Genomic DNA, 12,515 nt, shown 5'->3' on the forward strand with positions numbered 1-12,515 from the left:
AAGTGCCTGGAGGTCTTCCGTTCGGAATTGCTCAGTTCCAAGGTCATCTCGGATAAAAAGAGGCCGGCGCCTGTTGGGCGGGGGGCTTTGGGGTAAGACGCCGGCCTGGGCGGATCAAATCCGCCGCCAGATGAACTTAGCGACATGAGCGCAGAGCGTAATTCCGTGATCGCACCAGTGCGCTGGTGCGGACGACGGGAATCGAACCCGTACGATCAGAGATCGAGGGATTTTAAGTCAATTCCTGCCCGTCCACCATTGGGTATCCATCTCTCCTGAAAGCATTGTGAATAAAGGAAAGATCGAGGGTTTACCGTCCCCTTTTGTTCCGATAAGGTGACATGCGTAGACACGTCGCGGCTACCCGCACGGCTACCCAAGGGGAAAACGGACGATGCCGATCCTTTCAGATAATTATGTTAAGTCAGCCACCCTCCCCGCCGGCCGAGATGAACTGATCGTTCGAGATAGCAAGCTCGCCGGCTTCGCTCTTCGCCTTCGTCGCAAGGCAGACGGGAAAGCATCGAAAACCTTTATGGTGTTCCAAGAGCTTCCGGAGCGGAATGGCAAACGGAAGCGTCGCAAGATCATCATCGGCGAACATTCGGTTTTCCCTGCCGAGAAAGCTAAGGCCGAGGCCTTGGCCATCCTGCAGGCCGTCAAGGTGGGAGACGATCCCGCAGCCGCGAAAGCCGCCAAGAAGGCGCAACCGCCTTTCGAGGATCTGGTCGACGACTTCGATAAGTCGCATATCGCGGCAAAGAAGCCAGAGACCCGGAAGGATTACCGCGGTCGGATCAGGCGGAACATCCTCCCCTACTTCAAGGGCAAGCGAGTTGCGGACATCACCGCCGAAATGGTGCGTGACTTCCATCGCAAGAAGCGCGCGAACCCTACTGACGCGAACCGCTCCCTTGCCGTGCTTTCGGTAATGATGGGCCGGGCGATCGAGCTTGGCTGGCGAAAAGACAACCCCTGCATCGGCATTAAGAAGAACACGGAAACGGCTCGGGAAGACTGGCTCGACGAGCAAGACCTTCCGCAATTTGTTAAGGCCTTGGCCGTCGTTGAGGGCGATTGCGGCGACCTTATCCGATATCTCACAGTCTCGGGCTGGCGCGTCAGTGAGGCGCGTCTGTTGACATGGGACATGGTCGACCTTCCCAAGATGGTCGCGCGCCTTCCCGACACCAAGTCCGGCGCTTCTGTCCGGGCTCTATCGACGGATGCCGCCACCATCATTGACCGGCAGCCGCATCGGCTCGGCTTTGTGTTCTCGGGGCGCAAGGGCTCACAGCCCGTTTCCTATAAGCGGCTGCGCGAAGTGCTGCATTCGGTCTGCACTGCCGCCGGCATCGACCAGATAACGCCGCACGGACTTCGCCACACGGCCGCGACCTGGGCCGCAGTCTCCGGCGCCGAGGCGCATGAGCTGCGCGAGGCTTTCGGCTGGAAAACGCTGGCAATGACGAACCGCTATGTCTCGAAAGCGGAGAGCCTTGGCCGTCGCGGCGCGCAGCGTGCTGCCGACGCGATGAACGTGCTGCAAAAGCTCGCGGCCGATGTGAAGGAAATTCGCTGATGAGTCACGACGATCTTGCGATTGCGCGTGCGACCGATGCCGTAATCCTTTTGGCGAGGCATGAGCAGCTAGCCGCCGAATTGAAAACCGCCAACGGCGACGAGTATCAGACGCTTGGTCTGGTCCGTCGCTATCTCAGCGAGACCGGCATAGACGCCGAATTGATCTTCCCGATCATGCGCCGCATGGGCGAGTTGCGGGACGACTGGGTCCGCTCAGAGCGTCAAGATAGCAAAGGAGGCGCGCTCAAGCCGACCAACCAGGTTCACGCTATGGCTTTCTTGGCGGCAAGCGTCACGGTGCTGCACGATCGGAGAAATCTGGCCATCCGAAAGGGCGACGCCTACGTGGCGAAGTACGCGAAGATCGACAAGTCAAAGCTCACAAGCTTTCGAAAGAATGTCGAAGCGGAAAACCTCGCTGCCTACCAGGTCGACACCTACAAGAAGTTCGTGAAAGAGATCGGAGCCTTCACCGAGGAAGAGCTTGAGTCAGAAATTCGCCGCTGTGCGCTACTGTGCGGGGACTTTCTTAGAAACCCATAGTGTTCTAGCCGCTCATCGGCTTGATTTTCCCAGTCGCCTCATCAACCCCGAGAGCGACTGAGTAGGAACTAAGGTTCCCGTCGCTCTCCCAACACAGGGCGACGAAAATGGACGACATCGATACCAACGCTGCAGCCAAGGCATTCAATGCCCGGCTGAGCTTCTGGGCCGCATCCGGCCTTAGCGGCGCGGCTCTCTACGAAGCGCTCGCGACCGACGAAACTCTCCCTGCCTTTTTCGACCCGGAAGACCTCGCCGTCATTCAGGGTGTGAAGCCATCAGCGGTGAAGAAGCATCGCAATCGCGGCACAGGCCCGGAATATCTGCGGCTTTCGGCCAAACTCGTGAAGTACGGGCGCGCTGACTTCTGCCGGCATCTTGCCTCCAAGTTCGTTCGGAGGGCCGCATGATGACCGGCGAGCGCGAACTTCAGCTTTTGATGGAAGGCGCTGCTTGGCTCGGCAGGACGCCTAAATACCTCCGCCCCCGACCCAGTGTCGTTGAGTTGAAGGACCACTTCAACATGACGCCTGCGCAGGCCTGTCAGGCCATACGCATGTACCACGATGCGATCAGGGGGGATGTCGTCAATGACAACCATCCCGCATCCTGAACGAAAAAGCCCGGTCGCCTCGGGGCGAAGCGACCAGGCCTTAGGAGATATCTCGGCGGCGAACCAAGACTGTTACAACATTACATCATCGCCGGATTCTGCTCAAGCCATAACGATCGCCGAACGCCGTGCAAGGGCGCCGGCACTCACGGCCGAGCGAGCTCGCGAACTGCTCCTGTACGATCCCGAAACGGGCGCGCTGACGTGGCGTGTTGCCAGGGGTTGCCGTACTGGTGCGCTGGCCGGAACCCGGACGTCGCACGGCTATACGCAAGTCGAGATCGATTACAGGCTGTACAAGGCACACAGGGTCATCTGGCTTCTGATGACGGGGCGCTGGCCAAAGCAGTTGCTCGACCATCGAAACGGCATGCGTGCTGACAACCGGTGGAAGAACCTCCGAGAGGCGACGCCGGTCCAGAACTCAAGGAACAGGCGGCCTGGCAAGCGCAATTCCAGCGGTACAGTAGGCGTCTCGTTTGTGGCCAGCACCCAGCGGTGGGAAGCCTATATCGGGCTCGACAACCGTTGCGTCACTCTCGGCCGGTTCACCGACAAGGATAAGGCGATCGCGGCCCGGCGAGAGGCCGAGAAGCAGCACTATGGCGAGTTCGCCGGAGGTGGCGCAACATGACGCCATCTGGCAAGGCCCGCAGAGGGAAGCGCACGACGATCGCCGGCCAGTTCTCTTGGCAGTTGATCGAGATGAAGGCGTCGCCGGCTTTCAGGGTTTTGTCATTGTCAGGGCACCGCGTCCTGGCTCGCCTTGAGATCGAGGTGGGTCAGCACGGCGGCAACGACAACGGCAAGCTGCCGACGACGTTCGACCAGTTCGAGGAGTATGGCATTCACCGGCATGCCATCGCGCCAGCAATTCGCGAGGTGGTGGCGCTCGGCTTTGTCGAGATCACACAGGAAGGCAGATCCGGCAACGGCGAGTGGCGCCGGCCAAATCTGTTCCGGCTGACCTACCGTCCGACCGACTTAACCGAGCCGACCGACGATTGGCGGAAGATTGAGACGATGGAGGCCGCCGACCTTCTCGCGCGTGCAGCGCGGGCGGCTTCTGAAAAACAAAACACCAGTGGCGGAAAACGCCAGATTTCAGTGCGGAAACCGCACCACAAACCCGATTTTTGTAGTGCGGAAACCACCACTACTATCCATGGTGCGGAAGCCACCACTACCTCTATATCTCGGGGACAGACGACAGAAGCTCCCAAGCACATCGGCCCTGTTTCTTCCGCGCTTCTTAAGCAAATGGAACGGCGCGGCTGGACCGGCCGTCACCGCGGGAGGGCAGGCTGATGAGTGGCCTCGACAAAAACGGCTGCTGCCCGTTCGACCTGCTTGGGGTGGCGTCAGCCTGCTCAGTCCAGATCCATCGCCTGATCCACCTCGACCGAGGACTCATAACCGTCGATCCAGTCGATGTGGGCATCTGTCCCGAACGGATAGGGGTTGTCCTCAATTTCCATCCCCATGCGAGCGGCGATGACGCCTCTTTGAAATGCGCTCGAAACAGGCGTGGCGATCTTTGCGGTGTGTCGGCCGTAGAACAGCGATCTTCCAAAATCGATCAGTTCAGTCGGGTTCGTGATCACGTGACAACCTCAGCGCGGTTGAACTTCACGCGGGCGAAACATCTTCGGGCTGCATTTGGTTCCGTCACAGTTCGCGACCGGCTGTCACACAGCCAACCAATCGCCTCCGCCGTCCTGACCGCCATAGCCTTCGCCACCATCCTGGCCGTTGTCGCTGGATGGCTGCCATGACGGCCGAACGCAAACGGACGCAATGGCGAGAGGCGCAGAGCCGAAGACGCGAACGCGAAAAAAAACGGGAGGCGGTTTTCGGCCTGGCTCTCAATCCCGATCTCGTCGCAGCCGCCGTGATGGCGAAGTATCCGACGATCGATCCGGGCAAGCTTGCCGGGCGGAAGGTGTGCGAGTCGGCGCTTTCGCTGATGGTCACAGAACATCTTGTTTTCATGGTGCGCTCGTCTGGTGAACCCGCGCTTCGCGAGCGTGACCTCATCGATGTGCTGAAGACCAAAATTTACCGTCATGCATGACGGGCCAGCGCGGAATCGCGCGCGTATCCTCCAAATCAGGAAACCAATGGAGCGCTTGAATGCTTGCCCGTCTGAAGCCCGCGTCTCAACCCGACTTCGACAAGCTCCTTGTCATCCCCGAAAAGCCGGCCTCGATAGCCGAGGCAGAGGCGGTACTTCGCAAGGCCGTAGCCGCTCGCGAGGAAGGGCAGGCTCGCCACATCGAAGCCGGCCGGAAGCTCGCCAACCAGCCGCTCGGCCAGCCGCCTACGATCAGCCAACGCGATGTCGACGAGATCGGCGCCTTGCTCCAGCCGCTATTCGACGCAGAGAAGCAGGCCAAGGCTCGTCGCGACGAGGAAGTCCAGAAATTCGAGGCGAGCATCGGGCCGGCGCTTGTCGAGCCCATCGGCAAGCTCAGAACCGCTATCGACGAGGCGATCGACAATCTCGAAGCCCTGCTTGGCCATGGCGCCGCCTTCAGAGGCCGAGCCGTGGCGGCAGGCTTCGATCTAGCCAAGGTCAGCCGCCTTCCAGGCATCTGTGCGCCGACGATCGAGCGCCTTGGACTCGTCCGCGCCGCACTGAAGCACGCCGATCGGGCTTGACCAGCATGAGCGCCGATCTCCTCGCCCGCATCGCAGCACTCGAGGGCGCAATCGCGGAATTCCTCCCGGCAGCCCTGGAGCGTCGCCGCAATGGCTTCGAGCCATGCGATCGGTTGATGGCCAAGGTGCGCGCCAAGGCCGAGATTGATCGCGACGTTGTCTGCATGTCAGTGGCGGAAGTCGCACCCATCAACATGGTCGGCGAAGTCGACGACGCGATGGCGACCGCGGTCTGCGACCAATTGGAGGCGGCTCGCCTATGTCCTACCATCGAGGTTTTCATCGACAGCGAGGGCGGCGACTTCGACGCCGCTGTCCGGATCTTTCGCGCGATACGGTGGCACGCTGCAACCTTGAAGCGCGCAAGGCTCGGCCGGCGCTGCATGTCGGCCGGCGTGCTTGTCGCGATGGGCTGTGACGTCCGCATTGCCTCGCCGAACACTGAATTTCTTCTGCACCTCACGGCCGACCAGCCTGACCATCGGGAACGGTGGACGATCTATAGGCACCTCGAATCGATGCGGCGGCTGCGGTGGTCGGATCAGCAGTATCTCAACGTCATTGCCGATGCTTCTGGAGCCGATCTCGCTGAACTAGCGATTGAGGCCGCAAAGGACGAGCCGCAGCCGCTGGCCTGGTGTCTTGCGCATGGTCTCATCCATGAAATCGAGGTGCCGAAATGAAGAAGCCAAAACAGGTGACACTCAACGGCGGCCCACCGCGCCCGAGGAAGCATGTCACGGTGAAGCTCAACGAAACCGCAGTTGAGCGCCGCCTTCGCCACGCCAGCGAGGAATTCCGCCACCAGCGCGACCTCGACGCATGGAAGCGCACGAAATGAAGAAGCCCGTCATCGTTGATCAGCGTCAATCCGACCTCGCCAAGGTTGACGGCGAGATTGCGCGGCTCGGCAAGCAGATCGCCGAGAAGCAAGCGCTGTTCAAGGCCGACACCGACAAACATGCGCTCGACCAGAACATGGAGATTCAGCGTCGGCTCAAGGCCGAGATCGACACCATCGACGGCTTGATCGGCCAACTACGCGACAAGCGTTTCAAGATCGAGATCGGCGAGGCTTCGGAGATCATCGCTCCCAAGCCGAAAGCCTCACCTGTCCAGCATCGGGCCTGGGAGATCGACGAGACGCTTCTGCGCAAGCAGGTCAAATACCCCAGCGTTGTCAGGACAGAGGACAATCACAACGCCTTCGCCCAAGGGATGTTGGACCTGGTTGAGATTTGCGTCGCCCAGGCCATGGACGACTTCCGAAAGGATGGTTTTCATCCGGATACGCGCATCAGTCTGGACTTCGGCTGCACGAACATCGGTGTCTCAAAGGCGCAATTCATCTGGCTTGGCGAACGCTGCAAGGCGCTCGAGGCGCGCGTTGCCGAATTGGAGAGCAAGCCGGCGGTTGAATACAAAGGCGTCTGGCAGGCCGGTGAGACGTACAAGCGCGGCCACCTTTGCACGCATGACGGTTCGATGTGGCACGCCGAAATAGGCTCACAAGGCTTGCTGCCAGGACAGGGCGCAGCATGGAAGCTCTGCGTCAAGAAGGGCAAGGACGCGAGGGACGCGCGATGAGTGACGTTCTGGTGCAAATCGACGCTCAGCTATGCGAGGACAGGCGCACAGTCTGGCTCTACGGCTACACAGCCGACGATGCCTGCTACCTCCAGGCATTCCCGCCACTGCCCATAGAGATCGACGAAGAGAACTTCCTGCGCGACGAGTGGGAAGACGCGGCCCGTCATGGTCGCTGGAGGCCGTTCCCATGACCATGCAGAGACCCCATGGGGGGGGAAGGCAAACCGGCCAAGCTGACCCTCTGGCTACCGGTGGCCCCCCTACGCGCAGAGTTTTCACTCCCCGGTTCAACCCGCACGCGCGAGGAGTAGATAATGGGCACTAGAGGACCGAAATCATCCGCACAGCTTGCCATCGTCAGCCAGGCGCCAGCGAGTGTGGACTATTCCGCATCGGTGAAGGCACCCGCCGCGCCAGCGCACCTGTCCGCAGCCTCTCGTAAATGGTGGGACGAGATCGTGCGGGAGTATCAGCTTGAGTCCCATCACTTGCGGCTGCTCCAGGCGGCCTGTGAAAGCTGGGAGCGGATGCAAGCAGCTCGGGCCGCAATCGCGAAGCACGGGCTGACTTTTGTTGACGCTCAGGGCTGTCCGAAGGCTCGGCCGGAAGTGGCCATCGAGCGAGACGCCAAGGTCGGTTTCGCGCGCCTTATTCGCGAGCTTGACCTTGACTATGAGCCGCCATCCGAGAGTGCGAGACCTCCGGCCATCAGGAGCAATCGAGGCTGATGCCTGTCAAGCGCCGCACCTCCAAGAAGCACAGGCTGCTGGCTCAAATGAGCCGATGGGAAGACCTATTCGAATACGGCCACGACTGGTTCGGGGATCATATCGAGCTGGGCTACTGCAGCGAAGCCGAGATGAAGGCAGACGCGCCGGAGGCGTGGTCGGTGTTGGGCTCAACCTTCCTGGCAAATAGACAGACGCAAGGCCCGATTTGGGCACTGGCACAGTTCGGAGAACCGGCGAGATGCCAGTGAAACGCCGCAACGGCAAAAAGCACGTGTCGGCCCAAGTCGAGGCATGGGCCGAACTTTTCCAAACTGGCTCTGATGGCTTCGGCGATTTGACCGACCTTGGCTACACGATCGAGCACGACGACCCTCAGAAACTCGCTGATGCGCCTGCGGCATGGGCAAGGCTCGGCCCCGCATTCTTAGCCAGTCGGCCGGATTGGTGGACGGACAAGCCAGCCTGGGCGCTCCAGACATACGGAGATCCCCGGCCATGAAGCGGCGCGGCAGCAAGTCGAAGAATCGGATCGTCATCACGCCGGCAGCGGTAGAGGCTTTCAGAGCGAACGACTTCAAAGCGCTGCATCGCGCCTTGGGCTTGCGACCATGGGAAATGAGTCCGTTGCCGCGCGATGTCGAGCCGCTGGGCTGCGATCCCGAATGTCAGCCGAATTCGATGACAACTCTTTTCGACCAGTCCTTTGAGCAGGCAGTTGAGTTGCAGCGAGCTCTCTTGGAGGCGTCGGAATGTCCCCTCTGATCGCCGGCCACGCGACCGCCTGGGGCGTTGTGATGCACGATGTCATCGTCAGCCGCGGCGCATTCTCCAAGCTTCTGGCGGCCGGCAATTTTCAGCCAAAGATGTTGCTCGGCCACGAAGGCGAAGAGATCGGGCGCTGGCTTGAGTTCAGGGAAGACGATGTCGGCCTTCTGGCGATCGGCCGGCTGGACCTCGACGCGAAGCGCGGCCGGCTGGCTTTTGAGATGACCGAAGATGGCCGCGCCACCGGGCTTTCCTTGGGCGCGCCCATCGTCGGTCTGGCGAGGCCGATCACGCCAGAAGTCAGGCATTGCCGCGAGGTCTTTTCGCTTCCGGAAATCAGCGTGTGCGAGGTGCCGGCAAACCCGGCCGCACGGCTCCTGCATTTCACCGCGGGGGTTGCATAATGGCGATTGGCGGTTTCAACCTACGGCCGATCGGCCACTGGAATTTCGGCGGAACGCCAACGGCGCCGGATGTTCCTGAAGCGTCACCGATCCAGACGACGCTTCCCACGTCGGCCTATGGCCAGACAATCCCCGTTGTCTGGGGCAAATGTCGCCTCCCTTCGGCCTATATCTGGGTGCCGCCGATCCTCACCGTCACTTCGACGCATATGGAGTGGTGGGACCAAATCACGACCACGACCAGCGATATGTCGTGCCGGCTTCGCTTCGCCCGTCCTCTGGTTCCGAACTCGACATGGACGCTCAGAAAGCTCTACGCAAACGGCAAACTCATTTACGACGCTACGCAGTCCTACAGGCAGAAGGGGCTTAAATTCCGGGCCTTCGATGGCAAGAGCACCCAGGGCCGCGATCCAACCATGGTTGCCGAGGAAGGGGAAAACAACGTATCGGCCCACCGCGGCTATCTCGATATCGTACTCACAGACTTCGATATTCAGGGGCTGGGTGCGCCGCCAGTCTTCGAAGGTGAGTGGATTCAGGATGGCGCAAATGCGCATAACTACGACATCTACACGACCTTTGCCGGCACCCCCAATGCCCGCAACCTGATTCCTGTCTGGGACCAGTCGAAGCTTTACGGCTTCGACGATACGGACATTTTCCTCTACTCGATCCCCGCGGCGAAGCAGTATTTCACGTTCGATCGCGAGCCGGACATCTACAACTATTATCGGGCCTTTCGTTATAGCCGAACACTCGACCGGCTGTTCTATTTCGCGAGCGCCAGCGGCACGGGGGACTGGGACGCGGTATTGTGCGACGGAAGCACTGGCGCCGTGGTTGCAACGTCAGGCGACTCGGCGACAAACAGTTCGCTGGTCGATGGCTGTCTGGTTGATGTCAGCACCTCAACCGCGCTCGTCGTCGGCTTCGGCCTCAACGAACAGGTGTTCTGCTATCGCCTCACTGCCGACACCGTGACCAGGGCCTACCAGTCGACGGCTTCCTGGCAGGGCTATTCCGACCTGCAATGCATCACGCCCGGCCCGGTGAGCGGTAGCGACGCGGTGTTCTACCTCTGCGCCGACAATGACCTGGTCAAAGCAACGTTCTCGAGCCAGGGGACGCTCAAGAGCACGTCTGTGTTGGCGACATTTGCCGACGCGCTTCGCTATGCTGTTTATGACGATGGCGACCTGGTTGTATGGACCGATGCGGCAACCGTTTCCCGCGTCAACGGCACGACCGGCGCCGTCGAGTTCACCAAGTCTGTGCCGTACCAGATAGAAGCGATCGGCTCGCGCGATCTCGGCCCGCCTGATCTGCAGCGATTCGTTGATGAGCTATATTTTTTGCCAGTCGGCGGCACCACGTCCTACCTCACCGACCTCGATCTCGGCACGACGCGCTCGATCTCCGGCGCGAGTTCCACCGCGTCGTACTATTTCGACGGTCAGACCGACCAAATCATCTCGGAGACGGCCGGCGGCATTCCGCGGCGGCTGACGTTTGTTCCTGGCGGCGGCGAGCTTCGTCTCCTCACCGATCTTCTCACCGATTTGATGGTCTACGGCGGCGGATTCGATCCCTCGCAAGTGGCCTGTGAGGGCACGATCGACGACTTGATCGATGGCGCGGTGTTCGACATCACGGCCGGCGCCCGCGACATCGCCAGGGCAATTTGCGAGCCGTACTCAATCGCCATCTTTGAAAGGTGAAATGGCCATGCTGCTCTCGACAGGATCATTTTTTAACAACCCGAATGCCGGCGGCGGCGGTGGTGGCCCGACCGGTCCAGTCGTCACCCATCGCGGCACCTTCACGACATCGGGATCTGTCAATTCGATCACCCAGAACGGCGTCGATATCGGCGCTGCTGAAACCGGCAGGCTTGTCGTCGTAACAGGCCACATCGTTCGCGCCGCGGCTGCGCAACGAACTTTCACTGGCGCCACGTTCAACGGGTCAGGTGGCGCTGGGGCGATCATCGACCAAATCGGCATCAACGATGGAGTGAACGAAGGCGTGCAGGTCGGCCTCATGTCCGGGGTGGTGAGCACCGGCACCACGGTCGACATCGTCGTGTCATGGAGTGGGCTGCTACCGGCCGGCCTGATCAACGTCTACACCATCACAGGCCTGGCATCATCGACGCCAGTTGATACTGTCAAGGCGACTGGCAACGACCCATCAGATTCTACCCTCGCGGCGTCAGATCTCAGCGTCGTCATCGGCGCTTTCGGAGGCGTCGAGCCTTCGACCGGCGCCTTCACCTTGTCGGGCGTCACTGCCGACGATGATCGCCAGCACGGCAGCGGCGGGACCAATATGCGCGCGGCCGCAGGCCACGCGTCCGTAGCATCTGCCACGAGCGCATACACGGTCGGATGCTCGTCGTCGGCAGGCTTCGAAGCACTTGTCGCCTCGAGCTGGGCTTAACCGATTGACACCAGAGCCGAGCGCAATATCCAATTGATCGAACACCGGTGGCGGGCTCTGGGGTCGTTTATTCCACGCTGGCTTCGACCGGCGGGCTTTTTTGTTTCAGCCGATCGCTAGCCTCCAGATACGCAATGTCTATTAGGTACGTCAGCAGATCTTCACCATCCTCATGCATCCGATGGCGGATTACGCCCAGCAGGGATGCAACAAAGCGCAAGTTCTCCAGCTTGCTTGGCGAATCCATGACGCGCCTCCTAAGTTGACGATTCGTCCTCAAATATTAGCGTATGCTTTCGCGGGCCGAAACAAAAGCTAGCTTCATGGGTTCCTCTTCAAATTGGAGGTAACAACCCATGTGCCCGGCAATCGACAATGGGGGTGATCGCCAAGCCCATCTAAAGCTGCTGGCAGAGCGACTTACGAGGGAGACTGGCATCGGGGAGGAAGAGGCCAAGCAGCTGATCGAGCTGGTTGGAACCGATTGGAATTCGCTGCTACGCGAGGCTAGGTTCCTGAAAGGTCGGCATTAGAGGGTTGCCGGCCGGCACTAAAATTGTCGGGAACTGGGTGGCCTGTCACGACGTTAAGCACGTCATAAATCCCCGTTGCCAGCTCCCCAACCCTGCAGCGGGCCTACTGAATAGCCCGGCGCCCGATCCTGTCGCTCTGCCATGCTGCTGAGCAGCCGGGCTATTCGGTTCTCGCCAAATTGACTCGCAAATCCCCTCAATAATAGGTATAAGTTCTCTTCATGACCCGACAACCCAAAGGGGGCGTCGATGTTGTGTTCTGTCGTTCCCAATAATTCAGTCCAGTTCAAGCCGGCAGCGCCACTGCAGGGACGCCGAGTCCTTGTCGTAGAGGACGAGTATCTGATCGCAGTCGAACTCGAAGAGGCGATCAGAGAAGCTGGCGGCAGGGTAATTGGCCCTGTGGCTAATCCTGAAGATGCATCGCGGAAAATCGCCAGCGACGACGTCGAATGCGCCACGGTTGACATTAAGCTTGGTGCGGCCGCGACTTTCGCCGTCGCGGCCGAATTGAAGGCGCACGGCATCCCGTTCATATTCGTCACCGGGTATGACCGGACCATTGTCCCAAGCGAATTCTCGGGCGTTCGGCGTCTTGTGAAACCCGTTATGCCCGATGACCTCATCAGGCATCTAATCGAGCTGACCT

Annotated in this window: 22 protein-coding genes; 20 read left to right on the forward strand and 2 right to left on the reverse strand. The window is 60.3% G+C overall.

Translation table 11 applies throughout. From position 1 onward, the window contains the following. The first annotated feature begins 394 nt into the window (after positions 1 to 394). The 6 genes from EN857_RS19800 (at position 395) to EN857_RS19825 (ending at position 4,048) form a co-directional block, all read left to right on the forward strand. On the forward strand, positions 395 to 1,582 hold the full coding sequence (locus EN857_RS19800) for a site-specific integrase (protein WP_135897640.1): 1,188 nt from the start codon (positions 395 to 397) through the stop codon (positions 1,580 to 1,582). Continuing rightward, on the forward strand, positions 1,582 to 2,127 hold the full coding sequence (locus EN857_RS19805) for a hypothetical protein (protein WP_135860021.1): 546 nt from the start codon (positions 1,582 to 1,584) through the stop codon (positions 2,125 to 2,127). Before EN857_RS19800 ends, EN857_RS19805 begins: the two co-directional genes overlap by 1 nt. Positions 2,128 to 2,234: 107 nt before the next feature. Next, entirely contained in the window at positions 2,235 to 2,537 is a 303-nt protein-coding gene (locus tag EN857_RS19810; RefSeq protein WP_135860020.1) for a hypothetical protein, read from the forward strand. Beyond that, on the forward strand, positions 2,534 to 2,740 hold the full coding sequence (locus EN857_RS19815; protein WP_135897641.1) for a hypothetical protein: 207 nt from the start codon (positions 2,534 to 2,536) through the stop codon (positions 2,738 to 2,740). The genes EN857_RS19810 and EN857_RS19815 overlap by 4 nt, the downstream gene beginning before the upstream one ends. Beyond that, complete coding sequence (locus EN857_RS19820; protein WP_189522817.1) at positions 2,718 to 3,374, forward strand: HNH endonuclease; 657 nt, start codon at positions 2,718 to 2,720, stop codon at positions 3,372 to 3,374. Before EN857_RS19815 ends, EN857_RS19820 begins: the two co-directional genes overlap by 23 nt. Continuing rightward, entirely contained in the window at positions 3,371 to 4,048 is a 678-nt protein-coding gene (locus tag EN857_RS19825) for a hypothetical protein (protein ID WP_135897643.1), read from the forward strand. The genes EN857_RS19820 and EN857_RS19825 overlap by 4 nt, the downstream gene beginning before the upstream one ends. Before the next feature lie 62 nt (positions 4,049 to 4,110). Here the strand turns inward: EN857_RS19825 and EN857_RS19830 are convergent, their stop codons facing one another. Then, positions 4,111 to 4,344, reverse strand: coding sequence for a hypothetical protein (locus tag EN857_RS19830; protein WP_135897644.1), 234 nt, complete (start codon positions 4,342 to 4,344; stop codon positions 4,111 to 4,113). Positions 4,345 to 4,511: 167 nt separating this feature from the next. On the opposite strand from EN857_RS19830, the gene EN857_RS19835 reads away from it, so the two are divergent. The 13 genes from EN857_RS19835 (at position 4,512) to EN857_RS19885 (ending at position 11,333) form a co-directional block, all read left to right on the forward strand. Then, complete coding sequence (locus tag EN857_RS19835) at positions 4,512 to 4,814, forward strand: hypothetical protein (protein WP_128333389.1); 303 nt, start codon at positions 4,512 to 4,514, stop codon at positions 4,812 to 4,814. A gap of 59 nt (positions 4,815 to 4,873) precedes the next feature. Next, a complete protein-coding gene (locus tag EN857_RS34820; RefSeq protein WP_189522818.1) occupies positions 4,874 to 5,401 on the forward strand; it encodes a hypothetical protein in 528 nt (175 codons plus the stop codon). A gap of 5 nt (positions 5,402 to 5,406) precedes the next feature. Next, positions 5,407 to 6,084 carry an ATP-dependent Clp protease proteolytic subunit gene (locus EN857_RS34825; RefSeq protein ID WP_189522819.1) on the forward strand — a complete coding sequence of 226 codons (678 nt, stop codon included), beginning with the start codon at positions 5,407 to 5,409 and terminating at the stop codon, positions 6,082 to 6,084. Next, entirely contained in the window at positions 6,081 to 6,242 is a 162-nt protein-coding gene (locus EN857_RS34830) for a hypothetical protein (RefSeq protein WP_189522820.1), read from the forward strand. The genes EN857_RS34825 and EN857_RS34830 overlap by 4 nt, the downstream gene beginning before the upstream one ends. Continuing rightward, complete coding sequence (locus EN857_RS19845) at positions 6,239 to 6,988, forward strand: hypothetical protein (RefSeq protein WP_135897646.1); 750 nt, start codon at positions 6,239 to 6,241, stop codon at positions 6,986 to 6,988. The genes EN857_RS34830 and EN857_RS19845 overlap by 4 nt, the downstream gene beginning before the upstream one ends. Beyond that, a complete protein-coding gene (locus EN857_RS19850; RefSeq protein WP_135897647.1) occupies positions 6,985 to 7,182 on the forward strand; it encodes a hypothetical protein in 198 nt (65 codons plus the stop codon). Before EN857_RS19845 ends, EN857_RS19850 begins: the two co-directional genes overlap by 4 nt. Before the next feature lie 123 nt (positions 7,183 to 7,305). Continuing rightward, positions 7,306 to 7,719 carry a P27 family phage terminase small subunit gene (locus EN857_RS19855; protein ID WP_135897648.1) on the forward strand — a complete coding sequence of 138 codons (414 nt, stop codon included), beginning with the start codon at positions 7,306 to 7,308 and terminating at the stop codon, positions 7,717 to 7,719. Next, positions 7,719 to 7,970, forward strand: a complete 252-nt coding sequence (locus EN857_RS19860) for a hypothetical protein (protein WP_135897649.1) — start codon at positions 7,719 to 7,721, stop codon at positions 7,968 to 7,970. The genes EN857_RS19855 and EN857_RS19860 overlap by 1 nt, the downstream gene beginning before the upstream one ends. Then, positions 7,961 to 8,221 carry a hypothetical protein gene (locus EN857_RS19865; protein ID WP_135897650.1) on the forward strand — a complete coding sequence of 87 codons (261 nt, stop codon included), beginning with the start codon at positions 7,961 to 7,963 and terminating at the stop codon, positions 8,219 to 8,221. The genes EN857_RS19860 and EN857_RS19865 overlap by 10 nt, the downstream gene beginning before the upstream one ends. Beyond that, entirely contained in the window at positions 8,218 to 8,484 is a 267-nt protein-coding gene (locus tag EN857_RS19870) for a hypothetical protein (protein ID WP_135897651.1), read from the forward strand. The genes EN857_RS19865 and EN857_RS19870 overlap by 4 nt, the downstream gene beginning before the upstream one ends. Then, positions 8,472 to 8,891: an HK97 family phage prohead protease gene (locus tag EN857_RS19875; protein WP_135897652.1), complete on the forward strand. Its 420-nt coding sequence runs from the start codon at positions 8,472 to 8,474 to the stop codon at positions 8,889 to 8,891. Before EN857_RS19870 ends, EN857_RS19875 begins: the two co-directional genes overlap by 13 nt. Then, a complete protein-coding gene (locus EN857_RS19880; RefSeq protein WP_135897653.1) occupies positions 8,891 to 10,612 on the forward strand; it encodes a hypothetical protein in 1,722 nt (573 codons plus the stop codon). The genes EN857_RS19875 and EN857_RS19880 overlap by 1 nt, the downstream gene beginning before the upstream one ends. Position 10,613: 1 nt before the next feature. Beyond that, positions 10,614 to 11,333 carry a hypothetical protein gene (locus EN857_RS19885; protein ID WP_135897654.1) on the forward strand — a complete coding sequence of 240 codons (720 nt, stop codon included), beginning with the start codon at positions 10,614 to 10,616 and terminating at the stop codon, positions 11,331 to 11,333. A gap of 67 nt (positions 11,334 to 11,400) precedes the next feature. Here the strand turns inward: EN857_RS19885 and EN857_RS19890 are convergent, their stop codons facing one another. Then, positions 11,401 to 11,580, reverse strand: coding sequence for a hypothetical protein (locus EN857_RS19890; protein WP_135897655.1), 180 nt, complete (start codon positions 11,578 to 11,580; stop codon positions 11,401 to 11,403). A gap of 535 nt (positions 11,581 to 12,115) precedes the next feature. Here EN857_RS19890 and EN857_RS19895 point away from each other — a divergent pair. Continuing rightward, the coding region (locus tag EN857_RS19895) for a response regulator (RefSeq protein WP_135897656.1) at positions 12,116 to 12,515 on the forward strand (400 nt) is incomplete at its 3' end.

The organism is Mesorhizobium sp. M4B.F.Ca.ET.214.01.1.1 (assembly GCF_004791545.1).
In the GTDB taxonomy this organism is placed as follows: Bacteria; Pseudomonadota; Alphaproteobacteria; order Rhizobiales; family Rhizobiaceae; genus Mesorhizobium; species Mesorhizobium abyssinicae.

What these genes read in the sequence shown, in the direction of transcription:
- EN857_RS19820 (WP_189522817.1), top strand. Translation starts at nt 2,718, where the DNA reads ATGACAACCATCCCGCATCCTGAACGAAAAAGCCCGGTCGCCTCGGGG.
- EN857_RS19855 (WP_135897648.1), top strand. Translation starts at nt 7,306, where the DNA reads ATGGGCACTAGAGGACCGAAATCATCCGCACAGCTTGCCATCGTCAGC.
- EN857_RS34825 (WP_189522819.1), top strand. Translation starts at nt 5,407, where the DNA reads ATGAGCGCCGATCTCCTCGCCCGCATCGCAGCACTCGAGGGCGCAATC.
- EN857_RS19890 (WP_135897655.1), bottom strand. Translation starts at nt 11,580, where the DNA reads ATGGATTCGCCAAGCAAGCTGGAGAACTTGCGCTTTGTTGCATCCCTG.
- EN857_RS19865 (WP_135897650.1), top strand. Translation starts at nt 7,961, where the DNA reads ATGCCAGTGAAACGCCGCAACGGCAAAAAGCACGTGTCGGCCCAAGTC.
- EN857_RS19825 (WP_135897643.1), top strand. Translation starts at nt 3,371, where the DNA reads ATGACGCCATCTGGCAAGGCCCGCAGAGGGAAGCGCACGACGATCGCC.
- EN857_RS19805 (WP_135860021.1), top strand. Translation starts at nt 1,582, where the DNA reads ATGAGTCACGACGATCTTGCGATTGCGCGTGCGACCGATGCCGTAATC.
- EN857_RS34820 (WP_189522818.1), top strand. Translation starts at nt 4,874, where the DNA reads ATGCTTGCCCGTCTGAAGCCCGCGTCTCAACCCGACTTCGACAAGCTC.
- EN857_RS34830 (WP_189522820.1), top strand. Translation starts at nt 6,081, where the DNA reads ATGAAGAAGCCAAAACAGGTGACACTCAACGGCGGCCCACCGCGCCCG.
- EN857_RS19885 (WP_135897654.1), top strand. Translation starts at nt 10,614, where the DNA reads ATGGCCATGCTGCTCTCGACAGGATCATTTTTTAACAACCCGAATGCC.
- EN857_RS19810 (WP_135860020.1), top strand. Translation starts at nt 2,235, where the DNA reads ATGGACGACATCGATACCAACGCTGCAGCCAAGGCATTCAATGCCCGG.
- EN857_RS19860 (WP_135897649.1), top strand. Translation starts at nt 7,719, where the DNA reads ATGCCTGTCAAGCGCCGCACCTCCAAGAAGCACAGGCTGCTGGCTCAA.
- EN857_RS19845 (WP_135897646.1), top strand. Translation starts at nt 6,239, where the DNA reads ATGAAGAAGCCCGTCATCGTTGATCAGCGTCAATCCGACCTCGCCAAG.
- EN857_RS19815 (WP_135897641.1), top strand. Translation starts at nt 2,534, where the DNA reads ATGATGACCGGCGAGCGCGAACTTCAGCTTTTGATGGAAGGCGCTGCT.
- EN857_RS19835 (WP_128333389.1), top strand. Translation starts at nt 4,512, where the DNA reads ATGACGGCCGAACGCAAACGGACGCAATGGCGAGAGGCGCAGAGCCGA.
- EN857_RS19880 (WP_135897653.1), top strand. Translation starts at nt 8,891, where the DNA reads ATGGCGATTGGCGGTTTCAACCTACGGCCGATCGGCCACTGGAATTTC.
- EN857_RS19875 (WP_135897652.1), top strand. Translation starts at nt 8,472, where the DNA reads ATGTCCCCTCTGATCGCCGGCCACGCGACCGCCTGGGGCGTTGTGATG.
- EN857_RS19870 (WP_135897651.1), top strand. Translation starts at nt 8,218, where the DNA reads ATGAAGCGGCGCGGCAGCAAGTCGAAGAATCGGATCGTCATCACGCCG.
- EN857_RS19800 (WP_135897640.1), top strand. Translation starts at nt 395, where the DNA reads ATGCCGATCCTTTCAGATAATTATGTTAAGTCAGCCACCCTCCCCGCC.
- EN857_RS19850 (WP_135897647.1), top strand. Translation starts at nt 6,985, where the DNA reads ATGAGTGACGTTCTGGTGCAAATCGACGCTCAGCTATGCGAGGACAGG.